Here is a 22,710-nt window from a genome sequence, read left to right on the forward strand (position 1 = left end):
AATCGATGAATAGTTTGATCCGGGGCCGTGCGTTGCACGCCCTGTTGTGTCTCGGGCTGTTTGCCGCGCTGGTGCCGTCGTGGGCGCAGGAGGCTCAATGGCAGTTGGCGATGAACAATGCGGAACTGCGCGATGTCGTCGAGGAGATGTCGGCGATTCTCGGCCAGACCGTGGTGCTCGACCCGCGCGTCTCGGGACGCATCACGGTCATGTCTCGCCAGGCGCTGGATCGCGAGGGCGTGCGGCGGCTGTTCTATTCGGTGCTCGATGCGCACAACTTCACCGTGATCGACGAAGGCGAACGGATCCTGATCACGCCGGTCGCCGATGCGAGGACGCGTGCCGGTCTCGACGACGCCAAGGACACCACCCCGTCCCAGTACGTCACCCGGGTTCTCGAGTTGCAATCGAGTATCGCCGCCGATATCGCCGGGTTGGTTCGGCCCCTCGTGTCGAACAATGGTTACATCGGCCCTTCGGTTTCTTCCAACGCCTTGGTGGTGACCGACACGGCCGCCAATGTGCGACGTATCACCCAAGTGGTGCGTCAGTTGGACTCGGGACGCAACCGCAGTCATGTCGTGCTGCGCTTGCGTCATGCCCAGGCCGGGGATATCGCGCCGGTCCTGGAAGCATCCGGCGGCAAGCGCGAGGGGGATGCGGCGGGTTCCGTGATTGCCGATCCCCGCAGCAACCACCTGGTGATCATCGGCGCGCCGATGGTGCGCCAGCGCCTGCTCGATCTGGCCCGGGCGCTGGATGTTCCGGCGGCTGCCTTCCAGGATAACGCGCGGGTCATTCGCCTTCACCACAGCGATGCCAGGCAGCTGGCCGAGGTGCTGGAAGCCGTCGGGCAAGAGAAAAAAACCACCGCGTCCCTGGGCGGCCAGCGGGATACCGGTGTCGCCAACCCGTTCATGATCAAGGCTGACGAAAGCCAGAACGCCTTGGTGCTGATCGCCGAGCCCGCCCAGGTGCGTACCGTCGAGAGCATCGTTCGCGAACTCGATCAGCCTCGTGCCCAGGTACTGATCCACGCGGCCATCGTCGAGATTTCCGGGGATACCTCCGAAGCGCTGGGGGTGCAGTGGAATCTTAATACCGGCAACGCCTCAGGGTTCATCAATTTTCCGGGAACCAACATTCCGATCATGGGTGGGCTGGACGCCAATGCCCTGAAAAACGAAGCGCAAGGCGCGGTCCTGCGACTCGGAGGCGACCGTTTCAGTGCGTTGGTCTCGGCATTGGCGAGCAATACCCACAGCAATCTGCTGTCCACGCCCAGCCTGTTGACGCTGGATAACCAGGAAGCGGAAATCATCGTGGGCCAGAACGTCCCGTTCAAGACGGGCTCCTACGCCACCAACAGCAGTGGCGCGGACAACCCGTTCACCACCGTGGAGCGCAAGGATGTCGGCATCAGCCTCAGGATCAAGCCCTACATCAATGAAGGTTCCACCCTGCGCCTCGATGTCCAGCAGGAAGTCTCGGACATTGCGCCGGCTGTCTCCGGCGTGGATTCCTCGGACCTGATTACCAACAAGCGTGCCCTCAAGAGCACGATCCTGGCGGACGATGGTGAGATCATCGTGATCGGTGGCCTGATTCGCGACAGTGTCCGTACCCAGGAAAGCGGCGTGCCGCTGTTGCGCAGCATTCCCTACCTGGGCGCGCTGTTTCGCTGGACCCGTGATACCCAGACCAAAAGCAACCTGATGGTGTTCCTGCGCCCGACCATCGTGCGCAGCAAGGAAGGCCTGGCCGATGTGAGCCGTCAGCGCTACGACGCGCTTCGAGAGCTGAGCAAACCCGGTTCACGGAAAAATAATTCGCTGTTGCTGCCTCGGGACGCCCGCGAGTTGTTCGAACCGTCCGCCGACGCGCCGCTGGCAGAGCCGCGTCAACAGAATCCGGGGGCCCTGTGAGTGATCCACAGGCCCCGTTGCCCTTTGGTTTCGCCCGACGCCTGGGCGTGCTGCTGGAAGGCGAGGGCCCGACCTTGCGCCTGGTGATGCGCCGCGACACGCCGTTGACCGCGCTGGCCGAGGTTTGGCGCTGGTGTGGTCGGGAGTTGCCCATCCAGGTGCTGGAGCCGACGCAGTTCGCTACGCGCCTGGCTTGCGTTTACCGCCAGGGCCAGAGCGCCGCCGAGCAGGTTGCCCAAGGACTGGACGAGGAGCTGGACCTGCTCAGCCTGGCCGATCAAGTGCCGCAGACCACCGACTTGCTGGAACAGCAGGGCGATGCGCCGATCATCCGGTTGATCAATGCCCTGCTCAGCGAAGCGGTTCGCGAACACGCCTCGGATGTGCATCTGGAAACGTTCGAGCAATACCTGTCGGTGCGCATGCGCATCGACGGCCAGTTGCAGGAAATGCTACGCCCGCGCCGGGAGCTGGCGAGCCTTTTGGTGTCGCGGATCAAGGTCATGGCGCGCCTGGACATCGCCGAAAAACGTGTGCCCCAGGACGGGCGCATGGCGTTGCGGCTGGCCGGGCATGAGGTCGATGTGCGGGTCTCGACCCTGCCTTCAGCCCATGGCGAGCGAGTGGTGTTGCGCCTGCTCGACAAGCAGGCCGGGCGCCTGGATCTGATCCGCCTGGGCCTACCTGATGACACGCTGGCAAACCTGCGTCGGTTGCTCGGCAAACCCCATGGCATCGTGCTGGTGACCGGCCCCACGGGCTCGGGGAAAACCACCAGCCTGTACGCGGCGCTGAGCAGCATCAACGATCAGAGCCGAAACATCCTCACCGTCGAAGACCCGATCGAGTATCACCTGCCGGGTATCGGCCAGATGCCGGTCAATCCAAAAGTCGACATGACCTTTGCCCGTGGCTTGCGAGCGATTTTGCGTCAGGACCCGGATGTGGTGATGGTGGGCGAGATCCGCGATCGCGAGACCGCCGAAATCGCGGTGCAGGCGTCCCTGACCGGTCATCTGGTGCTCTCGACCCTGCACACCAACACTGCCGTAGGCGCGGTTACGCGACTGAGGGACATGGGCCTGGACGCCTATCTGCTGGCCTCGTCCCTGGCGGGCATTGTGGCCCAGCGCTTGTTGCGCACCTTGTGTCCATCTTGCAAGACGCCCTATGTGGCCGACGCTGCAACCTGTCGTCGCCTTGGGCTCGACGCCGACGCCGCGCCACGGTTGTTCAAGGCCCGGGGCTGCGAGCAATGCCAGAAAGGTTTTCGCGGGCGTATAGGCATCTATGAACTGGTGAGTGTCAGCACCACGTTGTCGCAACTGATTCATCAGGGCGCCCCTGAGCAGGCGCTGACCCTTGAGGCGCGCAAAACCTCCCGCAGCCTGTTTCAGGACGGGTGCCGGCGGGTTCTGGAAGGCCTGACCAGTGTCGATGAACTGCTGCGCATCACCCAGGAGGATTAGCCCCATGCCGACCTTCGACTATCGAGCAGAGGATGCCCGGGGCCGACGCTGTAAAGGCCGCGTGGAAGCCGACAACCCTCGTCATGCCCGTCAGTTGCTGCGCGAGCGCGGCTTGCTGCCCAGCGAGCTGCACGAAGTGAAGGCGCAACGAACCCTGGGCGCCCGGCACGCCGGGGGGCGTTTGAGCCCGGCGGATCTGGCGTTGCTGACGTTGCAGCTGTCCACCTTGATTCAGGCCGGCCTGCCCCTCGAAGAGGCCCTCGGCGCCGTCGCCCAACAAAACCAGAAGCGGCGGGTTGCCAGCCTGCTGTCGGCGGTACGCGGTCGTGTGATGGAAGGTCACGCCCTGGCCACGGCGCTGGCGGCGTTTCCCCAGGCGTTTCCCGAGCTGTTCTGCGCCACGGTTGCCGCCGGCGAACAGTCCGGCCACTTGGGCCTGGTGCTGGAGCAGTTGGCGGCCTACACCCAGGCACGCCAGGCATCGCGCCAGCGCATTCAACTGGCTTTGGTGTATCCGCTGATTCTGATGCTGGCCTGCGCCGCGATTGTCGCCTTCCTGTTGGGTTACGTGGTGCCGGATGTGGTGAAGATATTCGTCGACAGCGGCCAATCGTTGCCCTGGCTGACCGAGGCGCTGATCGTCCTGAGTGACGGATTGCGTCGCTATGGCTTGTCGCTGCTCGGGCTGCTGGTCGGGTTGCTCGGGTTGTGGCGCTGGAGCCTGCGCCAACCTGCGTGGCGCCTGCGCTGGCATCGTCTGTTGCTCAAGCTGCCTGTGTTGGGTGAGGTGCTGCGGGCGATGGAAGCGGCCCGATTCGCCAGCACCCTGGCGATCCTGAGCAAAAGTGCCGTGCCGCTGGTGGATGCCCTGCGCATCGCCGCGCAGGTGATCGGCAACCTGACCATCCGCGCCCGCATGGCTGACGTCGCCCGTTCGGTCCGCGAGGGCGGGACGCTGACCCGTGGCCTGGAGCTTGGTGGGGATATTCCGCCACTGATGCTGCACATGATCGCCAGTGGCGAACGGGCCGGCGAGCTCGACAGCATGTTGGCCCGGGCCGCCGAACAACAGGAGGCCAGCCTCGCGGCGCGTATCGCGCTGGTGGTGAGCCTTTTCGAACCGGCCATGCTGGTGCTGATGGGCGGCGTCGTGCTGCTGATCGTCATGGCCATTCTGCTACCGATCCTGAGCCTCAACCAATTGGTGAATTGACCCATGAAACTTCAGCACAACCGACCTGCACGCCTTCAGCGCGGCTTTACCCTGATCGAAATCATGGTGGTGGTGGTCATCATCGGCGTCCTGGGCGCCATTGTGGTGCCACAGTTCATGAGCCGGCCCGACCAAGCCAAGGCCACGGCCGCGCGAACCGATATCCAGGCGATTGCCACGGCCCTGGAGATGTACCGCCTGGACAACTATCACTATCCATCGACCCAACAGGGCCTGGAGGCGTTGAGCAAGCGTCCCTCCGGCACACCCGCGGCCAGTAACTGGAACCCCCAGGGTTATCTGAAAAACCTGCCGGTCGATCCCTGGGGCACGCCCTATCAATACCTCAACCCGGGCCTCAAAGCGACCGATGGCAGCTATGACCTGTACTCCCTGGGCGCCGACGGCTTGCCGGGAGGTGAGGGGATGGCGGCCGACATAGGCAATTGGGCACCATGAAAATGGGACGAGATTGTCGCGGATTCACCTTGCTGGAGCTGATGATTGTCATCGTCCTGATCGGAATGCTGGCGGGCATGGTCAGCCTGGCCAGCGGTCCGAGCCCGGCGCGCCAGGCCCGACAGCAGGCCGAGGATTTCATCCGCGTAGTGCAGCAACTGCGCGAACGGGCGGTGCTGGATGCCCGTGAATATGGCCTGCGCCTGCAGTCTCGCGCCTACCAGCCAGTACGGCTCGAAGACCGGGGCTGGACGGCGGTGACGTCTTTGCATCGGCTGCCGGAAAACCTGACGCTTGGGCTTGAGCAAGATGGCCAGATCCTGCCGCTCGACGATGTCCGGGACACACCGCAACTGCTGATGCTCAGCAGTGACGAAATCAGTCCGTTCAGGCTGTCCATCAAGGTTACCGGACAGACCCTGTTGCAGGTGTCGAGCGATGGCGTGGCGGAGCCGTTCGTTCATGAATAGCACCGATTGCCGAGGGTTCACGCTGCTGGAAGTCATGATTGCGCTGGCGGTTTTCGCAACGATGGCGGCGGCGATGCTGTCGGCCAGCCAGTTTGTGCTCAAGCAAAGCGTCGTGCTGGAGGAGCGTCTCTTCGGTGCCTGGCTGGCGGACAACCAACTGAGCGAGCTGCGCCTGCAAACGGCGACGCCAAAGGGGCAACAGCGTTTGAGTCGAGACCTGGGCCAGCGCAACTGGATCCTGCAGCAACATATCGTCCCGGCCCGCGATCCGCGCCTGCTCAAGGTCGAGATCCAGGTCAGCCGTGCCGGCAGTTCGTCCGTTGCCCACCGCACCACCGGATGGATTGGCAACCGTCATGAATGAACAGTCGGGTTTCACGTTATTGGAGCTGGTTATCGCCATCGCGCTGTTTGCCTTGCTCGGCCTGGCGGGTTGGCGTCTGTTCGAGGGTGTCGTGCGTACACAGCAGGGAACCGGCCAGCATGAGCGCGACATCAGGAGCCTGCAGCGTGCCGTGGGGGTGATTGAGCGAGATGCCTGGCAGGCGGTCGCCGGCTCTGTCGAACTCGCGTCGGGGCGCCTGCAATTGCACCGTAGCCATTGGCGCAATCCACTGGACTTGCCGCGCAGTGAACGGCAAGTCGTGCAGTATCGACTCGAGGGGGCCGCGTTATGGCGCGACAGTCGCGGCGAAGGCCCGGCTGGCCTGCAGCAGCAGAAACTGTTGGATGACGTACGCAGCCTGAGCTGGCGACTGTTCGACCCGGAACAGGGCTGGTACACCGAAACGCGGAACGAGCAATCGCCTCTGGCGTTGGAACTGGTCGTTTCGACGGGGCGTTTCGAACAGATTCGTCGAGTGCTGCTATTGCCGGGCGCCTTGCCATGACTCGACAACGCGGCGCGGCGCTGATCAGTGTGCTGCTGGTGCTCAGCCTGGCGTTGCTCATCACCGCTGGCATGCTACGCAGTCATCGCCTGCTGTTGCAGGGCAGTGCGCAGCAGTTGCATCAGGTTCAGTTGCGTCAACTGGGGCTGGCCGGTGAAGCCTGGGCCCAGAGCGTCCTGCAAGACAGTGCCAACGCGCCATCGGGGCAGGTGGACTTGAGCCAGGAGTGGGCCCGGCAAGAGCCGGCGTTCGAAGAAGAGGCCGATATCCGCGTCGAGATCCAAGACCTCTCCGGGCGCCTTAACCTCAACGCATTGACCACCCAGGGACAGATCGATCAGCTCACGCTGGACCGCTGGCCGCGATTGCTGGCCTTACTGGATCTGCCCGAACTGTCCTTGCCCCAGGTCGGATTGATACAGGAGTTGAGTCAGTTGCGCCTGTTGCCGGGCATGGACGGCCAGACACTGCGGCGCCTGGAACCCTGGGTGGCGGTACTGCCCCGGGACGCTCGGCTGAACGTCAATACCGCGCCGCGACTGTTGTTGATGACCCTGGACGGTATGGAACAGGCGTCGGCCGACGCGCTGATCAACCAGCGTCCTCACACGCCGTACCACAGTGTGCCGGCATTCACGAATGACCCTTTGCTGGCCGGCCTGGGCATCCGCGGCCATGGGCTGGGCGTGAGCAGCCGCTGGTTCCGGATCAGGGTGGACGTGGCCTTCGCAGACCGTCACCTGCGGCTGGTCTCGGACATCGAGCGCCACCCTGATACCGGTCGCTGGACTGTGCTTCAGCGTCGTTTCCAACCCCTGCTTCCCAGCGAGTTCCATTGATGAAAACCTGGCTTTACCTCACCGTCGAAGGCATGGACGCCCTCAGTCCAGACTGGCCGTGCTGTGTCTGGTCGGTCGCGGCCGAGCGCCGCTGCCTGCCCCTGCACGAAGCTGCCCAGGCGTTGCGCGGGCGAGTCGTCGACGTGCTGCTGCCGATGGAGATGTGCAGTTGGTTCCAAAGCGATCCATGGCCTTCCCGACGCCAGCCAAAACCCCAGGCACTCGCGTTCGCCATCGAAGAACAGCTGAGCGAGAACCTGGAAGCGTTGCACATCTGTGCCAGTGTTCGAGACCGTCGGCAGCGTTACGCGGTGATGGTGACTCAACGGGCCAGGTTTCAGGCGCTGCTGGCGTTGCTCGCGGCGCAGCAAGTGGATATGCGCGCCATGCATGTCGATGCCGATCTGTTGCCCAATGATGCGGCCTTTGGCGTGCGCTGGTTTGGTCGCTGGTTGCTGGGTGGCGCCCTCGCGGCACGCCTGTCACTGTCGGCCCGGGCCCTTGCCACGCTCAAGCCTGACCTGCCCGAGGACATCCATTGGCTGGACGAGGAGCGGGACCGCCCGGGTATCGATGAGTGGTTGCTGGCCGCTGATGGGAATCCCATCGACTTGTTGCAGGGGGAGTTCCGTCAACGCCGACAGCGTCTGCCATGGCGTGGCATGGCGGCTGGTGCGTTCGGATTATGCTTGCTGACCTGGGGCGCCAGCGAAGCTCGCATCGGATTTCTTGAACACGAAGCCCGGATTTTTCAGGTCCAGAGCGAGCAGCGATTCCGGTTGCTGTATCCCGATCAAGAACGGATTGTCGACCTGGCGGCGCAGCTCCAGGCGTTGCAGAGTCGTCGCGAGCAAAGACGGGAGACTCGGGTCGCGCGTCTGGTCCAACTGACGGAACAGGTCATCGGCGCCAGCGACGTCGAAGTACTGCGCATCGATTTTCGGATCGATGACGGCTGGAAAATCCGACTGTCCGCCAACAGCTTCGTCGAGCTGGAGCAACTGCGCGAACGTGGGCTTAAAAGCGGACTGCCCCTCACCCTGGTCAACGCCAGCAAGCAGAGCGATCGGGTTCAGGCCACCCTCGCACTGGAGAGCAATTGATGGGTTTCAAGGAATGGCAGCGCTGCAAACAGGTCTGGGAAAGTATGTCGCACCGTGAGCAACGGTTGCTGACGGGGCTTGTCGGACTTGTGTTGGTCATTGTGAGTTACACCTCGATCTGGCAGCCCACCCGACATCGGCTCGACCTGGCCGAGCGTCAGTATTGGCAGCAGGCCGAACTCGCTGCCCGGATCCAGCGCCTGGAGCCCACCGGCGCTACGACCGCTACGAGCTCTTTGTCCGTCAGGATCAACGACAGTGCGACGGCAGCGGGGCTGGAGCTGGCGGAGCTGGAGATCGACGGTGATTCGTTGCGGCTTGCCGTCAGTGGCGATGCCAATCGACTGCTCGACTGGCTGGACCGGCACGAGCGGGACGGCGCCACCTTGCAGGTGCTGAGCCTGGAAGTGCGCAACGGTGTCCTGGACGCCCGGATGGTGTTGGGGCAATGATTTGAACGGCGGGCCAGCGCCTGAACAGTGTCCGCTCAAACCTGAGCGTTGCCCGGCAACAACGGCAACTTCGCCAGTTTCACCGCCACCAGCAACGCCAGCACCAGCAAGCCGCCAATGAACAGGCCGACACCGTTCCATCCGCCCAGATGCCAGGCTACCCCGCCAGCCGTACCTGCGACGCTGGAGCCGGCGTAGTAGCTGAACAGGTACAACGACGAGGCCTGTCCCTTGGCCTTGATTGCGCGGCGACCGATCCAGCTGCTGGCGACCGAGTGCGCGCCGAAGAAGCCGAAGGTGAACACCAGCATGCCCAGGATCACCAACCACAGCGGCGTGGTCATGGTCAGTGCAAGACCGGCCAGCATCAGCGCGATAGTCGCCCAGAGCATTTTGCGACGGCCGTGTTTGTCGGCCAGTGCGCCGACTTTCGCCGAGCTGTAGATACCCGACAGGTAGACCACCGAGAGCAACCCGACGAAGGCCTGGTCCAAGTGATAAGGCCCGGCCAGCAGGCGATAGCCGATGTAGTTGAACAGCGTCACGAAGGCGCCCATCAATACGAAGGCTTCGAGAAACAACAGCGGCAACCCGGCGTCGCGAAAGTGCATGGTGAAACCGTCCAGCAAGCTGCGCGGATGCAGCGAGCGAGGGCGAAAATTGCGCGACTCGGGAAGCATCCTCCAGAACACCGCCGCCGCAATCACGGCCAAGCCACCGACCACCAGCATCGCGACATGCCAGCTGACGAAGTCAATCAGTACCCCGGCGATCAAACGGCCGCTCATGCCTCCGATAGCATTGCCGGCGATATACAGGCCCATCGCCAGGCCAATGTGCTTGGGATGGATTTCTTCGCCCAGATAGGTCATCGCCACCGCCGCCACGCCGCTCAGCGACAGCCCCACCAGGGCGCGTAGCACCAGCACACCCTGCCAGGTCGGCATCATCGCGCTGGCGATGGTGCACAACGCTGCGGCAAACAGTGCCGCAACCATCACTGACTTGCGGCCGATGCGATCGGAAATCGGGCCGGTGATCAGCAGCCCGACGGCGAGCAGGCCGGTCGCCACCGACAGGATCAGACTGCTCTGGGCGGCATTGATGGAAAACTCTTCGGAGAGCAGCGGCATCATCGGTTGCACGCAATACAACAGGGCGAAGGTCGCAAAACCGCCACAAAACAACGCCAGCACCGTACGCATGAACAACGGCGTGCCTTTTTCGATGTAGATGTCTTTGCGTCCGGGGATGCCATCATCGGCAAGCGGTGGAATTTCATGGGCCAGTGGGGCGACAGCAGTTTTCACGATGGACCTCGCAGGAGCACGGCCAGGCAGGCAATGGAAAAAGCATATAGGCGGTTAATGTTTGTATCCAATATATTGTTCGACCTGTTTAAGAGTTTTTACGACCTACTGGATGGCCCATGGAACTGCGTCACCTGCGTTACTTCATTGCCGTTGCCGAAGAACTGCATTTCGGGCGCGCCGCGCTGGCGCTGGGCATCTCCCAGCCGCCGCTTAGTCAGCAGATCCAGGCGCTGGAGCAAGAGATTGGTGCGCGGCTGTTCAATCGCACCAATCGTCGCGTCGAACTGAGTGAAGCCGGACGTTTGTTTCTCGAAGAGGCTCGACAGGTGCTGGCCCAGGTCGACAAGGCCGCCGATGTCGCTCGCCGCGCACAGTTGGGCGAACTGGGCGAGCTGAAAATCGGCTTCACGTCATCGGCGCCTTTCAACTCCACCATCCCCCAGGCGATTTTCACGTTTCGCCAGCGCTTTCCCGCCGTCCACCTGAACCTGCGGGAAATGAGCAGCACCCAAGTGGCTGACGCCCTGGTGGATGAGGCAATCGAGGTGGGCATCATGCGCCCCTTGCCGCTGCCCGACTCTTTGCAGGAGATCGAATTGAGCCGCGAGCCGCTGGTGGCCGTGCTCAGTTCCAAGCATCCACTGGCCCAAGGCAGCGAAGACGGTCTGTTTCTCTCGGCGTTGGCCCAAGAGCCATTCGTGTTCTTCCCCCGCAGCTACGGCAGCGGCCTGTACGCGCAACTCCTGACGCTGGCCCGCGACGCCGGCTTCAGCCCGCACTTCGCCCAGGAGGCCGGTGAGGCCATGACCATCATCGGCCTGGTGGCGGCCGGGGTCGGAGTGTCGGTCCTGCCGGCGTCCTACCAGCGCATGCGTATTGACGGCGTGGTCTATAGACCGCTGCTTGACCCGGCGGCGGTGTCGGCGGTGTGGCTGGTGCAGCGCAAGGATCAGCGTTCGCCGATGGCGAGGGCGTTTGTGGCGTTGTTGACTGATAGGGGTCAATCTCTCGCGCCGGAAGAAGCCTGAATATTTGAATGAATCGGCCGATAACCCGTTGTTCGACCAACAAACCATGGAGAAACAGGATGTTCAAGCAGTTGACCTTCACCGCTTTGCTGGCAGTTGCCGCGCTGACCACAGGCTGCGCTTCGGTAAAAATGGCGGATGACACTCAGGATGCTCAGGCAAAAACATTCCAGACTGTTCCCGACAAATCCAACATTTACCTTTATCGCAACGAAAGCATGGGCGCCGGAGTAAAAATGCCGGTAACGCTCAACGGTAAACCTGTAGGCCAGACCGTCGCTAAGTCGTACTTGATGCTGTCAGTACCGGCTGGCCAGCAGACCTTGGTGTCATCAGCGGAAAACGACTCTGAGCTCAAGCTCAGCACAGAAGCCGGAAAAAACTATTTCGTCTGGCAGGAAGTGAAAGTGGGCTTCATCAAGGCACGTAACAACCTGCAGGTAGTTGATGAAGAAACCGGTCGCGCCGGGGTGGCTGAAAGCAAATTGATTCAAGCCCAGTAACTCGACTGGCTGCACCGAGCTGTTGTTGAAGGGCGCCTAAGGGCGCCCTTTTTGATTGTAGGTTTTCTGGATGAGTGATTCTTACGTCGGGCCCCGCTGTCGCAGCCAGAGCGAAGGCGACTCGATGCAGACTTGAGCAGGTGTAGCGCAGGAGCTACACTGCACAGCATGACGGAGATTATTCGAAGTTCTACCTTTTCCGGCTGGCTCTCAAAGCTGGCCGATAGCCGTGCCAGAATTCGTATTCAGGTTCGAGTCGATCGCATGGCTGACGGGAATTTGGGAGACGTCAAAGCCCTGGGGGAAGGTTTGAGCGAAGCCCGTATCGATTACGGTCCGGGCTATCGAATTTATTTCATGCAGCAAGGCCGGCAATTGGTCATTCTTCTGTGTGGTGGTGATAAAAGCAGTCAAACTCGCGATATAAAACAAGCCAGGCTCATTGCGAAATCCTGGCAGGAGCAAAACCCATGACCGAACAATTCACTCGCTGGGACTCTGCCGAGTACCTCAAGACCGAAGAGGACATGGCTAACTACCTGGATGCATGCATGGAGGAGGCTGGAGACGATCCTGCCTTCATCGCCAAAGCCTTGGGGACCATCGCACGCGCCCGCGGAATGACCCAAGTGGCCCGTGATGCCGGACTGTCTCGGGAAAATCTGTATCGCGCCTTGTCGGGGGAGGGAAATCCTGAATTTGGCACTATTTTGAAAGTAGTCAAGGCGTTGGGGCTGAAGTTGCACGCCAGCACCTGAACAGATCAGCACGATGGCTGACGAGTTGACCTATTGTTGAAGGGCGCCCAATGGCGCCCTTCTTCGTTCATGGCCGCGGCATCGGCCCGGTACAAATCGGGCAGGAGAGTCGTCCACGAACAACGTTTTACTTAACCCTCCCAGACCGTCGCCGGCCTATTGACGTGATAGTCATAAAACCCTTGGAGGGTCCAGGTATCGCCCTTGCGTTCAAAGGCAGCGCGCCATGCGCCTCTGCCACCTCCGGGTGACAGTTGCGCCATGTCGTACCAGTAATACCGGTTGATGCGCTTGGTGGTGACTCGGCCCGCACGAATGTCAGCCATGATTTCCGTTATTTTTGCTTTTGCTGCTTCAGTAAAAGTGTCATATGACATCTGTGATTCTGCCAGCAGGCTTGTGCTTGTCGTAAATGGGTCTGTTGCAGCCGAGGCCTCGGGGAGAGCAGCAGACTCGGTAACAGCAGTCGGTTTGCCGGTCACTTTCTTCGACGGGACCCGGGTGACAATCTCGATATCAAACGCATCATAATGTGAGAGTTTTTTGGTGAAGTTTTTAACGTCCTCTTCGGTGATCAACATCGTTTTTCGCAGCGACTTGCCTTTGTTGACAATGAGATAGGGAATTTTGTTGTTCCTGATTTCCGTCAGGAGGCCGGGTTTGTGTCTTTTTTTCATCTCCTCCCGGAAAATCTCGAGCTTTTTGCTTTTGTACTGCGCAAAGTTTTCAGGCGTTTCCTTGAATTTTTCCCTGGCGGCTTCTACTTCCGGTCCCTCCCCTGGAAAGTCGCTCCCCAGTTCGGCCCAGACTCTGTTTTCGGCAGCGGCGACCACGTCATGGATATCATTCTGTATCTTGGTCATGGCGGCTTTCTTTTTTCCCTGTTCAGGGATGATCGTAATGAATAGCGCGCCGGTGAGATTGTCTGGCAGGGACGACATCATCATCTTGAAGTTGCCTTCGCTGTCGAAAAGTTCCCTTTTGAGCGGCAGGGTCATGTCGAAGATTTTTATTTTTTGGGCCGACGTGAACGTGGTGCCTTGGGATTCGATATCTCGGGTGCAGAATTCTACCGCCTGCCATACGTTGTATTTGTACAGAAGATTTTCGTGTGGAACCTTATGTTGTGCGAGACCGTGCAGTCCTTTATTTATATAGTTCAGGCGTGATCGATAAGTGTCTATGTCACTTACGTTTATGTCATTCATGCTTTCGCGCAGGATGCGTCCGGCCAGTTCCTCGGGCATCGCGTTGATGACTTTCCTTGCCGTTCTGAGCACTTCGCGCGAGGGCCAGTGATGATCGACCAGAAGGGCCTCCACCAATGCGTTATAGGTCCTCTGTTCCGGGGTTTCCGGGGTGCGGCCGAACAGACTTTCGACGATACCGCCCCCGCGCAACCGTCCCGGTTGTTCGACGTGCCAATGGCCATAGTTCCAAGTCATCCTTCGCTGATGGGTACGGTTGTCCGGGGCGTAGATGATCTGCTGGCCTTCTTGTACCGCAGTCTTGTAGTAACCGTTCCCCAGCTTCAGATACCCTTGCCCGCCGGCATCCCGATACCGGTCACGACCCTCGGGCACCAGCCCTTTGCCGTTGAAACCTTTGAGCAGGAACGGTTGCAGTGCCGGGTCCGGTATACGGGGGAGCGAAGACAACCTCGGACGCTCCATGCCCCGCCGCCGCGCCGCGCGAGCCATGATCAGGTCTTGCCCGCCCTCTGCCAGTACCTCACCCAGCCCGCTGATAAAATCCCCTGCCCATTGGCTGAAGCTGCCGTCTTCATCCTTGATCGCCGACACCGCGGCGCCGCCGGCCATCGTCGGCAGAATCGTGCGTCCCAGGACCCCGCCCAGGCGACCCGCATAGAACATTGCCATCGCGCCGGTCAGTAACATGACCCCGTTTCGGCGCCCTTGCTGCGCAGCCGTGCTGTCGCGCTCGGCATGGGTCACCGTCAGCGCGTCAGCTGTTTTTAGGGCGTGGGTTATTTGCGTCTCGTGCAGTGTTTTAAGCAGGTTTCCTTTAACCACGGGCGAATAGACACTGGATGCAAAATCGTCCTGGACCCTGTGTTTGATCCATGAGAAGGCCGGTTGTGTGATCTTCTTGATCTTCTCGTTGAGTGTCAGGGTTTCCGACGCCGGTACCAGGCTGGCAAGCTGATCGGCCTGCTCCGACAGTGGCAATTGCGAGATCAGCCATCGGCTCATTTCCAGCGTGGTGGTGAGCGTCTGCACCAGGGCCGCTTCCAACTCCCGGTCGCTTCCCGCATCTACGTCCCGGAACGTTTTGCCGTCCGGTGCCCCAGGTGTGTACAGCGTCAATGAAGGCCGGCTCGCAAGTTTCTTTACCCCGAATGCCAGCATCTCTTTGAGCACGCTGTCGCCCCACTGTATTTGTCGGACTACGACCTCGTGCCCGTTGACAGTGCGACGCCCCTCGGACTCAGGAGTGTCCAGCGCCGCCAGCACCAGGTTCAGCCCGGTATTGTCCTTGTCGTGTCTCAAGTCGCCCGAGATATGGGCGGCCCAGGCCTGAGCCCGTATCTGTTTCGCTTTCACGGACATCCACTCAGCCTGCCGACGGCGCGCCGCGAGCTGCAGTTCGGCCGGTAGTCGGCCCCCTACGTTGGCTCGTTCAATGACCTCCACGATCTGCGTAAAACTCAGCGGTCCTTCTACCGTAACGTGAGCGGCGTTGCGTTCGTCGGGGGTGAGGTTGGACATCGCCCACTCCGTCAGGGAGCGCCGGTCGTCAACTATCGCCTTGATCTTGTTCAGTGTGACCCCGGAACCAAACGGGGACTCGCCCGTCGGTGCATGGGGGTCGACGATCTGCTTGCGTATGCTCAGAGAAATCTGGTCCGGGTCGGCCGGCGCGTATTTTTCCTTGATGAAGTCGGCAAGCAGCGTGCGGATCCGGTCCTGGAGAGCGTCGTGGGTAGCCAGGCCCACCGGATCCGGCGGTGGTGATTTGTCTTCCACGGCTTTTTGCAGGTCCTGCACCGCCCTCCACCAGGCCACGCGCTCGCTACCGGTTACATTCGGGTTGGCGTGCAACCAGTCGTCGAGCTTTTTTTGATTCAACCGCCATTCTCGCTCGTCCATGGCCCCCGCCAGATCCACCCTGTCCCGCAGGTTCGCCGCCGCGTCCATCCGGGCCAGCCAGTTGCTGAGTTTTTCTCCCTGTGCCGGACCGCCCAGCAAAACGTTGCTCATGGCTGTTTTCTGCTCTGCCCGCAATTGAGTGACCAAGCGGGTAAGGAAGCTCTCTGCTATTGGCGCCGTGTCCACCTTGTCCTGAGCGTTGTCGTCCTTTGCCAGGCTGCGCTTCAACGTCGACAGGTCAGCATATGTTTCCAGTGGGTCGCCTGGGCGATAAAGCACCGCGCTTGCGGAGTTGTCTTGATTGTCATGCTGCGTCAGCGCAACGGCGTATGGCATCGGGACCTCGAACCCCCATCCTTCGGGGGTGATACTCAGGCTGTAGACCCCGGGTCGGAAACGCTCCGCCAGTTTGGCGCGAGACGCTGCATCCGGCGCCGACAGCCCAAGGTCCGTCAGCGCCTTGTGCATCGGCAGGCTCAGCATTCCGTCGAGCCGATGCAGATGCGCTTGCGCCTTGAGTTGTGCAGCGAACTCATCCGTAAGCCAGTCGCTGACGTTGCGGCCCTGGCTGAAGGGGGCAGGTTTATCCCAGAAATCATCCAGCGCCTGTGTCAGGAGTTGTTCATAAGCCTGCGGCGTGATGTGTAACAGCCGCTTGATCTCTTCCTTTGCGTTACGGCTATTCAGCGCCGCCGGCATCTGCGTAAGGCTGTCCTTGCCGGTGATGAGGTCGATGCTGCCTGATTCGAGAAAGAATTCGCGCGCATTCAACTGTCCAGCAACCGCACGCCAGAACAGTGTCTCGAGGGGGGCGGTATCCGTCACCGTCCGTTTGAAAACGGGTCCGTCGGCGGTGCGCTCGGAACTGGGAGTAACCTCGTCCTGTAACCTGCAAACCAGGATTTCTTCGACTGACACGCTGCCCGCCAGGGTGGGGAAGGCCCTTGTGAACCAATCCTCCAAGTGCTGCGCAGCCACCTTCGAGCCGTGTGGGACGGCGTCATTCAGGCGGATCATCTGCTGTTGCGAGGCGTTGAGTTGCTCTATCAGCTGTGCGCTAGCGGTTTGTATCGGGTTGTTCTCCTGCATGTTCTCTTCCTGAAAATAATCGGAAGGAACAACTTATTGAAGATGCACAAGGAAAGGGCGATATATAGATACCGCACATTGACGTATCCGCTGCGGTACGAAAAAGTGCCGACATTCAATACGCACACGGGTCTTTATTTGTTTCGTAAAAACGCCAGAATGGCTTCGCGGGTAAGCTGGGTTTTTTCTTCCAGTGGCCAATGCCCGGTATTGTTCAAGATCAGAGAGTGCGGTTGCGTAGTAATATGTTTGACCTGTTCGGCCAAGGTCTTGCCTCTTGAATGGTCACCACCCAGGGTGAGCACCGGCGTGGTCAACTTATGCTTGGCGAACGCCTGGTTGTCATTCACATCCTGTTCTACCCAGGCTGCATAAAGTTTGAAGGCCGCCTCCATACGTCCGGCCCGGGAATAATCCCTCACCAACGCCTCCTGAATCCAGTCAGGCACTGTAGGGTTACCTGGGAATACAAAGTCCTGAAAAAACATATTGAGATAGGTCTTTTCCCGACCTTGGATCATGTGGATGGCGGTCTTGCCGAAAAAGCGAAAGTGCCATTTGCTTGCAATACCGGCTGCGGGGTTTCCGTTGTAAGCAGTTTCCCACCCTGGGATGCCCGGAATAAATCCATCCATCAAGATAATGTGTTTGGTTTCATCCGGATAAAGCGCTGCGTAGGCATAGGCAATAATCAGCCCCATGTCATGGCCGATAATGTCAATGTGTTGAAAGCTCAAGTGAGCGATCAACCCACGCAAGTCGTGCGCCATGCTTTTTTTATCGTAGCCAGTATCCGATACCTCTGTTTTTCCAGCGCCCCGATAATCGGGAACGACAGGGGTGTAACCCGCACGCATCAGCGTCCCCATCAACGCTTCCCAATTGCACCAGCTTCCCGGAAATCCATGCACCAGCAACACCGGATGTTCGCCATCACCACCGATGAGATAGTGAAAACGGATGCCGTTGACATACGCATACTCACTTCTAAAAGTCGCCCCATCCACAACGATACTGCTGGGTGTTTTTGAAGCGGCTGACTGTTCCGGTAGTGGTTTTTTGTTCATGTGGTATCCCACCTTGAACTCAATAAAAAGCTGAGCAGCAGCTTCCATGGCTAAGGCGATGGTATCGAAGCGTTAACCCGCCTTACTCTTTTTCAGGTTCTAAAAGATTGAAGCCATCCGAAATCTGTCGGTACTGTCAAAGATAACAGTCCCGACAAACGGCAAGAGTGCTTGTGGGGCGCGGCATCTGTGGTTACCTCCGAATCACTGCCAGCGCCGGAAAATCAACGAAGTGTTGACCCCGCCAAAAGCAAAGTTGTTATTCATCACGTACGTGTTGCTCATCGACCTGAACTCGTTGCGCAGGTAGTCGAGTTTGCCGCACTGGGGATCGACCTCATCGAGGTTGAAGGTGTGCACGTAGCGATCGCGGTTCATCATTTCGATGCTGAACCACGATTCCAGGGCTCCGCAGGCGCCGAGGGTATGCCCGAGAAAGCTCTTCTGCGAGCTGATGGGCATGTGTTCGCCAAACAGGCTGCTGGTGGCCAGGGTTTCGGCGATGTCGCCCTGTTCGGTGGCGGTGCCATGGCCGTTGACGTAGCCAATGGCAGACGGCTCGAGGTTGGCGTCCTGCAGGGCCAGTTCCATGGCCCGACGCATGGTGCTCAGTTCGGGACGGGTAGCGTGTTGACCGTCGGCGTTGCTGCCGAAGCCGACGATTTCGGCATGGATTCGCGCTCCTCGGGCCAAGGCGTGTTCCAGCTCCTCAAGTACCAGCATGCCGGCGCCTTCACCGATCACCAGACCATCGCGGTCCTTGTCATAGGGGCGCGGGCTGGTCTGCGGTGCATCATTTTTCAGGCTGGTGGCGTACAGCGCATCGAAGACCATCGCTTCGGTCGGGCAAAGTTCTTCCGCGCCACCGGCGAGCATCAGCGGCAGGCGACCGAACTTGATCGCCTCATAGGCATAGCCGATGCCATGGCTGCCGCTGGTGCAGGCGCTGGAGGTGGGGATCAGCCGTCCGGTAAGCCCGAAGAAGATACTGATATTGGCCGCCGTGGTGTGGGGCATCATCCGTACATAGGAGTTGGCGTTCAGCCCTTCGGCCACGCTGTTGAGCAACATGTTGCCGAACGCCTTGATCTCGTCGGTACTGCCGGTGGACGAGCCACAGGACACGCCCATGCGCCCGTCCTTGATCGACTCATCGCCCAACAGCCCCGCATCAGCCAGGGCCTGTTCCGCGGCGCCGACGGCCAGGCGCGATACCCGGCCCATGCTGCGCAGTTGTTTGCGCGTCCAGTGGGCCGGGACCTGGAAATCATCGACAGGTCCGGCCAGGCGAGTGTTCAGCTCGGTGAACCGGTCCCATTCATCCATGCGTCGTATGCCGCTGCGATTGGCGGCGAAGTTGGCGGCGATGGTTTCCCAGTCGCTGCCCAGAGAGGTGATGCCGGCCATGCCGGTAACGACGACGCGCTTCATCAGCACAGGCCTCCGTTGACGGCCAGGACCTGCCGGGTGATGTAGCCGGCCTCGGCGGACATCAGGAAATTCACCGCGCCCGCAACTTCTTCCGGGGTGCCCATGCGTTGGGCCGGGATCATTTTCATCAGTTCTTCCACGGGCACGTTTTCATCGAGCATGGCAGTATCGATCAGTCCGGGCGCGACGCAATTGACAGTGATCTTGCGCTTGCCCAACTCGATTGCCAACGCCTTTGCCGCGCCGATCAGGCCGGCTTTCGACGCGCTGTAATTGACCTGGCCGCGATTGCCGATCAGCCCCGAAACGGAGGTGATACAAACGATTCGCCCAGCGGCGCGTCGACGGATCATCGGCATCATTACCGGGTGCAGGACGTTGTAGAAACCGTCCAGATTGGTCCGCATCACCACATCCCAGTCGTCCTCGCTCAAGGCCGGGAATGCGCCGTCGCGGGTCAGTCCGGCGTTGAGCACCACGCCGTAATAGGCGCCGTGGGTTTCTACATCCGCCTCGAGAATGGTTTTGCACGCGCTGCGGTCCGACACATCGAATTGCAACACTCGGGCATTGCGGCCCAGGGCCTGGATTTCGACCTGGACGGCCTCAGCCTCGGCGCGTCCGCTGCGGCAATGCAGCACGATGTCGTGCCCGGCCTGGGCCAGGCGCAGGGCGATGGCACGGCCGATGCCACGGCTGGAGCCGGTGACCAGTACGGATTCAGTCATGGCGTATTTCCTGTTGCGGACGGTTCATGAAGGTAATGAGCTGGCTGAGGTGGCCGGAACACATTCAACCGGGCCATGGCATGAATGCCCGGGGCGTTGATGTGGCATTCGAACACGCCCATGCCGTTGTCGTCTTCCAGCGAGCGCAAACCGTGTATGGTCAATTCGGTCCCGGCCGGGAAAAATTCGACATTGCATTCGAACTTGCGGGTGCCGAGCAAAAAACCCAGCTCCACGGCGTCGCCGCGACGGCGTGCATGACAACCGGCAAACGCGGCGACGCTTTGGGCCATCAACTCAATGCCGACCCAGGCAGGCAGCCCGCCGTCGTCGCGGCTGAACAACCCGTCGGGCTTGACGGTGGCGAGGGTGTGGATTTGCTCATCATCGAACGCCAGGACGCGGTCGATCAGAATCATGTCGCCGGCGTGGGGCAGCAGTTCGGCGAGCGGCCAGTCAATCATGGGGCGTCTCCGATAATCAGGCTGACGTTGTTGCCGCCGAAGGCGAAGGAGTTGCTCATCAGGCGGCGCGGTGCTATCGGGTTCAGGCGGGTGCTGGTCGTTACCCACTTCAACGCCGGCAGTTGAGGATCGGCCTGGCCGTCCCAGACATGAGGCGGCAAGGCCTGGGCAGTGTTTTGCGCACTCAGGCTCAACCAGCAGAACGCCGCTTCCAGCGCCCCGGCGGCCCCGAGGGTATGGCCGGTCATGGGCTTGGTCGACGAACAGGGCACTCCTGCTGGAAACAGCCCGGCCACTGCCTGGCTTTCCATGGCGTCGTTGTGTTGCGTGGCGGTGCCGTGCAGGTTCAGGTAATCGATCTGGCCGGGTTGCAGGCCGGCGCGACGCAAGGCTTTTTCCATGGCCTGGCGGGCGCCGCGACCACTGGGCTCCGGCGCTGAAATATGGTGGGCATCGGAGCTGGCGCCGTCACCCAGCAAGGCTATTGGTGCCGGGTGCCCCGGCGTCCTGCTCATGAGAAACAGCACGGCGGCCTCGCCGATGTTGATGCCGCTGCGGTTGACCGAAAACGGATTACAGCGCTCGCCCGATACCGCTTCCAGGGCCGAAAAGCCGTTGAGGGTCAGTTTGCACAGGCTGTCCACGCCACCGCAAAGCACCGCATCGCACAGGCCCAGGTCGAGCAGGCGGCGGGCGCTCATTAAGGCCCGGGCGCTGGATGTGCAGGCGGTGGATATCACATAGGACGGGCCGCTCAGCTCCAGCCAGTCGGAAAGGAAGTTGGCCGGCGCGCTCAGTTCCTGTTGCTGGTAGTCGTAGCCGTCGGGAAAGTGCTGCTCGCGAAGGTAATGGGCAATGCCCTGGCTGGCTTCATCGATGCCCGAGGTGCTGGTGCCCAGCACGATACCGATGCGAGCGCGACCGTAGGTCTGGATGGCCTGATCGATCTCACCGCGAATCTGTAGCCCCGCTTCGAGCAACAACTGATTGTTGCGGCTGCGATGCGCGATCAGCGATTGCGGTATGCAAGCGAGCTCACCGGGCACCGAGGCCACCGGCAATTGGCGCTCGGCCACCCAGCCATCCTGCACGCGCACGCCGCTGCAGTCGCCGGCAAACAGGTTGCGCGCCACTTCATCTTTACCCCGGCCTAGGGCGCAAATCACCCCCAGGGCATTCAAATAAGCGGTCATGGGGTGCTCTCGGTCAACGGCATGATGCGGTAGTGCGGGCCTTCGTGCAGGCCCAGTTCAAAATTCAGCGGTTGCTTGTAGCGCACTTGCCAGCGTTGGCCCAGGGTTCGTTGCCGAGCCTCTTGCCGGGCGGTGGGGTAGTTGCCCGGCAGTTCGGTTTCGGGCGTCAGGGCAAACAGCAGCGCGGCGAAAAGCTCACGGGCTTCGGCATTGGGTGGCAGCAGTCCGTCGGCTTGCCATTGGCCGTCCACCAGGCGTTGGCGGGCCAGGGGAATGCCCAGCGGGTCCATCATCGACCAGCGGATGCCGGCGCCTTCGCGCTGGATCACCAGCAGCCAATCCTGGCGCTGTCCGGCCAGTTGCCGCTCGACATGCAACTGCAGCGGCAGTGCCAGGGTTGGTGTGCGTTCCGGCAGCGGCGCTTGACTGGCGCAGGCACTGAGCAACAGCAAGCAGCCAAAAAGCAGCGCACGAATCATTCGACAGTCCCTTCAACGGGTTTACGGGCCACTACATTGATCAGGGTTTCCTCACGCTCACCAAAGGGCCGCGGGCGGCGCAGGCCGAAGCGTTCGAGAAGGCCGAAATCCTTGGCGCGGCTCCACCACAGATAGGGATACGAGACGTTGGCGGCCTCGAACTGGAAACCCTGACTGCGGATCATCTCCAGGTACTGCGCGGCACTTTTCTGCACATGCATGGGATGACGGAACAGCCAGCGGATCACCCAGGTATCGATGTAGGCCGCAGTGGACTCCGCGAACATCAGATAGCCGCCGGGCTTGAGCACGCGATAGAACTCGGCGAGGGCTTTTTCCTGCTCTACTAGGTGATGGAAGGTTTGATGGCAGAACAGCAGGTCGACGCTGTCATCAGGCACCGTCAATGTCGCGCAATCGCTGCCGATCAGTTCCACGGCCATGTCTTGGCGTGCAGCTTCCGCCAGGCTCAGGTCCAGGCTATGGGGGTCGGCGTCGACGCCGATCAGGCGTTGCGGGGCGAACACCTGGCGCAGGTATTGGAACGATTTGCCCTGGCCACAACCGGCATCCAGCAGCACCGGGGCCACCGGCAACGGGCCGCTGAATAGGTTGCGCAGGTCATTGATCGCCACCCGCAGGACATGGTGCTGCCAGGTGTGGCTGCGCAGGAACCAGAAGCCGAAGCGGGTCTCTTCGACGTAGTTGTCGCTCAGGTAGCTCATGG

The 22,710-nt window shown here is 60.9% G+C and carries 23 protein-coding genes; 14 read left to right on the forward strand and 9 right to left on the reverse strand.

The window, feature by feature from the left end; all coding sequences use genetic code 11:
- Window positions 1-5 precede the first annotated feature (5 nt).
- The 10 genes from gspD to gspM are packed head-to-tail and all read left to right on the forward strand — an operon-like array spanning window position 6 to window position 8,820.
- The gene (gspD, locus tag BMY45_RS05670; protein ID WP_092395546.1) at window positions 6-1,925 is read left to right on the forward strand and encodes a type II secretion system secretin GspD; all 1,920 of its coding nucleotides are present in this window, start codon (window positions 6-8) and stop codon (window positions 1,923-1,925) included.
- Window positions 1,922-3,394, forward strand: coding sequence for a type II secretion system ATPase GspE (gene gspE / locus BMY45_RS05675; protein ID WP_092395548.1), 1,473 nt, complete (start codon window positions 1,922-1,924; stop codon window positions 3,392-3,394). The genes gspD and gspE overlap by 4 nt, the downstream gene beginning before the upstream one ends.
- A 4-nt stretch (window positions 3,395-3,398) precedes the next feature.
- On the forward strand, window positions 3,399-4,607 hold the full coding sequence (gspF, locus tag BMY45_RS05680; protein WP_092395550.1) for a type II secretion system inner membrane protein GspF: 1,209 nt from the start codon (window positions 3,399-3,401) through the stop codon (window positions 4,605-4,607).
- Between the two features lie 3 nt (window positions 4,608-4,610).
- Window positions 4,611-5,066: a type II secretion system major pseudopilin GspG gene (gspG, locus tag BMY45_RS05685; RefSeq protein ID WP_092395552.1), complete on the forward strand. Its 456-nt coding sequence runs from the start codon at window positions 4,611-4,613 to the stop codon at window positions 5,064-5,066.
- A complete protein-coding gene (gspH, locus tag BMY45_RS05690; protein WP_371913913.1) occupies window positions 5,063-5,536 on the forward strand; it encodes a type II secretion system minor pseudopilin GspH in 474 nt (157 codons plus the stop codon). The genes gspG and gspH overlap by 4 nt, the downstream gene beginning before the upstream one ends.
- A complete protein-coding gene (gspI, locus tag BMY45_RS05695) occupies window positions 5,529-5,900 on the forward strand; it encodes a type II secretion system minor pseudopilin GspI (protein WP_092395556.1) in 372 nt (123 codons plus the stop codon). Before gspH ends, gspI begins: the two co-directional genes overlap by 8 nt.
- Complete coding sequence (locus BMY45_RS05700) at window positions 5,893-6,426, forward strand: type II secretion system protein GspJ (protein ID WP_092395558.1); 534 nt, start codon at window positions 5,893-5,895, stop codon at window positions 6,424-6,426. Before gspI ends, BMY45_RS05700 begins: the two co-directional genes overlap by 8 nt.
- Entirely contained in the window at window positions 6,423-7,265 is an 843-nt protein-coding gene (locus BMY45_RS05705) for a type II secretion system protein GspK (protein ID WP_092395560.1), read from the forward strand. The genes BMY45_RS05700 and BMY45_RS05705 overlap by 4 nt, the downstream gene beginning before the upstream one ends.
- Window positions 7,265-8,368, forward strand: a complete 1,104-nt coding sequence (gspL, locus tag BMY45_RS05710) for a type II secretion system protein GspL (protein WP_092395562.1) — start codon at window positions 7,265-7,267, stop codon at window positions 8,366-8,368. Before BMY45_RS05705 ends, gspL begins: the two co-directional genes overlap by 1 nt.
- Complete coding sequence (gspM, locus tag BMY45_RS05715) at window positions 8,368-8,820, forward strand: type II secretion system protein GspM (RefSeq protein WP_092395564.1); 453 nt, start codon at window positions 8,368-8,370, stop codon at window positions 8,818-8,820. Before gspL ends, gspM begins: the two co-directional genes overlap by 1 nt.
- 35 nt (window positions 8,821-8,855) lie before the next feature.
- Here the strand turns inward: gspM and BMY45_RS05720 are convergent, their stop codons facing one another.
- Window positions 8,856-10,130, reverse strand: coding sequence for an MFS transporter (locus BMY45_RS05720; protein ID WP_092395566.1), 1,275 nt, complete (start codon window positions 10,128-10,130; stop codon window positions 8,856-8,858).
- Between the two features lie 119 nt (window positions 10,131-10,249).
- Between BMY45_RS05720 and BMY45_RS05725 the strand changes: the two genes are divergently transcribed.
- The 4 genes from BMY45_RS05725 to BMY45_RS05740 all read left to right on the forward strand — a co-directional run bounded on the left by BMY45_RS05725 (window position 10,250) and on the right by BMY45_RS05740 (window position 12,422).
- On the forward strand, window positions 10,250-11,161 hold the full coding sequence (locus BMY45_RS05725) for a LysR family transcriptional regulator (protein ID WP_092395568.1): 912 nt from the start codon (window positions 10,250-10,252) through the stop codon (window positions 11,159-11,161).
- 59 nt (window positions 11,162-11,220) lie between these two features.
- The gene (locus BMY45_RS05730) at window positions 11,221-11,664 is read left to right on the forward strand and encodes a DUF2846 domain-containing protein (protein WP_092395570.1); all 444 of its coding nucleotides are present in this window, start codon (window positions 11,221-11,223) and stop codon (window positions 11,662-11,664) included.
- A gap of 168 nt (window positions 11,665-11,832) precedes the next feature.
- Entirely contained in the window at window positions 11,833-12,138 is a 306-nt protein-coding gene (locus tag BMY45_RS05735) for a type II toxin-antitoxin system RelE/ParE family toxin (RefSeq protein WP_092395572.1), read from the forward strand.
- Window positions 12,135-12,422 carry an addiction module antidote protein gene (locus BMY45_RS05740; RefSeq protein WP_092395574.1) on the forward strand — a complete coding sequence of 96 codons (288 nt, stop codon included), beginning with the start codon at window positions 12,135-12,137 and terminating at the stop codon, window positions 12,420-12,422. Before BMY45_RS05735 ends, BMY45_RS05740 begins: the two co-directional genes overlap by 4 nt.
- Window positions 12,423-12,553: 131 nt before the next feature.
- Here BMY45_RS05740 and BMY45_RS05745 read toward each other — a convergent pair whose 3' ends face one another.
- The 8 genes from BMY45_RS05745 to BMY45_RS05780 all read right to left on the reverse strand — a co-directional run bounded on the left by BMY45_RS05745 (window position 12,554) and on the right by BMY45_RS05780 (window position 22,708).
- A complete protein-coding gene (locus BMY45_RS05745) occupies window positions 12,554-16,621 on the reverse strand; it encodes a dermonecrotic toxin domain-containing protein (RefSeq protein ID WP_092395576.1) in 4,068 nt (1,355 codons plus the stop codon).
- Window positions 16,622-16,755: 134 nt separating this feature from the next.
- Window positions 16,756-17,736: an alpha/beta fold hydrolase gene (locus BMY45_RS05750; protein ID WP_256573624.1), complete on the reverse strand. Its 981-nt coding sequence runs from the start codon at window positions 17,734-17,736 to the stop codon at window positions 16,756-16,758.
- A gap of 156 nt (window positions 17,737-17,892) precedes the next feature.
- Entirely contained in the window at window positions 17,893-19,119 is a 1,227-nt protein-coding gene (locus BMY45_RS05755; protein WP_092395578.1) for a beta-ketoacyl-ACP synthase, read from the reverse strand.
- Window positions 19,119-19,847 carry a 3-oxoacyl-ACP reductase FabG gene (gene fabG / locus BMY45_RS05760; protein WP_092395580.1) on the reverse strand — a complete coding sequence of 243 codons (729 nt, stop codon included), beginning with the start codon at window positions 19,845-19,847 and terminating at the stop codon, window positions 19,119-19,121. The genes BMY45_RS05755 and fabG overlap by 1 nt, the downstream gene beginning before the upstream one ends.
- Entirely contained in the window at window positions 19,844-20,311 is a 468-nt protein-coding gene (locus tag BMY45_RS05765) for a hotdog family protein (protein ID WP_092395582.1), read from the reverse strand. Before BMY45_RS05765 ends, fabG begins: the two co-directional genes overlap by 4 nt.
- The gene (locus BMY45_RS05770) at window positions 20,308-21,504 is read right to left on the reverse strand and encodes a beta-ketoacyl-[acyl-carrier-protein] synthase family protein (RefSeq protein ID WP_092395584.1); all 1,197 of its coding nucleotides are present in this window, start codon (window positions 21,502-21,504) and stop codon (window positions 20,308-20,310) included. Before BMY45_RS05770 ends, BMY45_RS05765 begins: the two co-directional genes overlap by 4 nt.
- Window positions 21,501-21,983 (reverse strand): DUF3261 domain-containing protein, encoded by a 483-nt coding sequence (locus BMY45_RS05775; protein ID WP_092395586.1) that lies wholly within the window; start codon window positions 21,981-21,983, stop codon window positions 21,501-21,503. Before BMY45_RS05775 ends, BMY45_RS05770 begins: the two co-directional genes overlap by 4 nt.
- Window positions 21,980-22,708, reverse strand: a complete 729-nt coding sequence (locus BMY45_RS05780) for a class I SAM-dependent methyltransferase (RefSeq protein WP_092395588.1) — start codon at window positions 22,706-22,708, stop codon at window positions 21,980-21,982. The genes BMY45_RS05775 and BMY45_RS05780 overlap by 4 nt, the downstream gene beginning before the upstream one ends.
- Window positions 22,709-22,710: the final 2 nt, after the last annotated feature.

This window comes from Pseudomonas sp. NFACC39-1 (assembly GCF_900110355.1).
Lineage (GTDB): Bacteria > Pseudomonadota > Gammaproteobacteria > Pseudomonadales > Pseudomonadaceae > Aquipseudomonas > Aquipseudomonas tehranensis.

Coding starts and splice junctions, on each gene's coding strand:
- gspF (WP_092395550.1), top strand. CDS start 3,399: ATGCCGACCTTCGACTATCGAGCAGAGGATGCCCGGGGCCGACGCTGT.
- BMY45_RS05725 (WP_092395568.1), top strand. CDS start 10,250: ATGGAACTGCGTCACCTGCGTTACTTCATTGCCGTTGCCGAAGAACTG.
- gspL (WP_092395562.1), top strand. CDS start 7,265: ATGAAAACCTGGCTTTACCTCACCGTCGAAGGCATGGACGCCCTCAGT.
- gspI (WP_092395556.1), top strand. CDS start 5,529: ATGAATAGCACCGATTGCCGAGGGTTCACGCTGCTGGAAGTCATGATT.
- BMY45_RS05770 (WP_092395584.1), bottom strand. CDS start 21,504: ATGACCGCTTATTTGAATGCCCTGGGGGTGATTTGCGCCCTAGGCCGG.
- BMY45_RS05745 (WP_092395576.1), bottom strand. CDS start 16,621: ATGCAGGAGAACAACCCGATACAAACCGCTAGCGCACAGCTGATAGAG.
- BMY45_RS05705 (WP_092395560.1), top strand. CDS start 6,423: ATGACTCGACAACGCGGCGCGGCGCTGATCAGTGTGCTGCTGGTGCTC.
- BMY45_RS05700 (WP_092395558.1), top strand. CDS start 5,893: ATGAATGAACAGTCGGGTTTCACGTTATTGGAGCTGGTTATCGCCATC.
- gspG (WP_092395552.1), top strand. CDS start 4,611: ATGAAACTTCAGCACAACCGACCTGCACGCCTTCAGCGCGGCTTTACC.
- gspH (WP_371913913.1), top strand. CDS start 5,063: ATGAAAATGGGACGAGATTGTCGCGGATTCACCTTGCTGGAGCTGATG.
- gspD (WP_092395546.1), top strand. CDS start 6: ATGAATAGTTTGATCCGGGGCCGTGCGTTGCACGCCCTGTTGTGTCTC.
- BMY45_RS05750 (WP_256573624.1), bottom strand. CDS start 17,736: ATGGAAGCTGCTGCTCAGCTTTTTATTGAGTTCAAGGTGGGATACCAC.
- BMY45_RS05740 (WP_092395574.1), top strand. CDS start 12,135: ATGACCGAACAATTCACTCGCTGGGACTCTGCCGAGTACCTCAAGACC.
- BMY45_RS05755 (WP_092395578.1), bottom strand. CDS start 19,119: ATGAAGCGCGTCGTCGTTACCGGCATGGCCGGCATCACCTCTCTGGGC.
- gspM (WP_092395564.1), top strand. CDS start 8,368: ATGGGTTTCAAGGAATGGCAGCGCTGCAAACAGGTCTGGGAAAGTATG.
- BMY45_RS05775 (WP_092395586.1), bottom strand. CDS start 21,983: ATGATTCGTGCGCTGCTTTTTGGCTGCTTGCTGTTGCTCAGTGCCTGC.
- BMY45_RS05735 (WP_092395572.1), top strand. CDS start 11,833: ATGACGGAGATTATTCGAAGTTCTACCTTTTCCGGCTGGCTCTCAAAG.
- BMY45_RS05765 (WP_092395582.1), bottom strand. CDS start 20,311: ATGATTGACTGGCCGCTCGCCGAACTGCTGCCCCACGCCGGCGACATG.
- fabG (WP_092395580.1), bottom strand. CDS start 19,847: ATGACTGAATCCGTACTGGTCACCGGCTCCAGCCGTGGCATCGGCCGT.
- BMY45_RS05780 (WP_092395588.1), bottom strand. CDS start 22,708: ATGAGCTACCTGAGCGACAACTACGTCGAAGAGACCCGCTTCGGCTTC.
- BMY45_RS05730 (WP_092395570.1), top strand. CDS start 11,221: ATGTTCAAGCAGTTGACCTTCACCGCTTTGCTGGCAGTTGCCGCGCTG.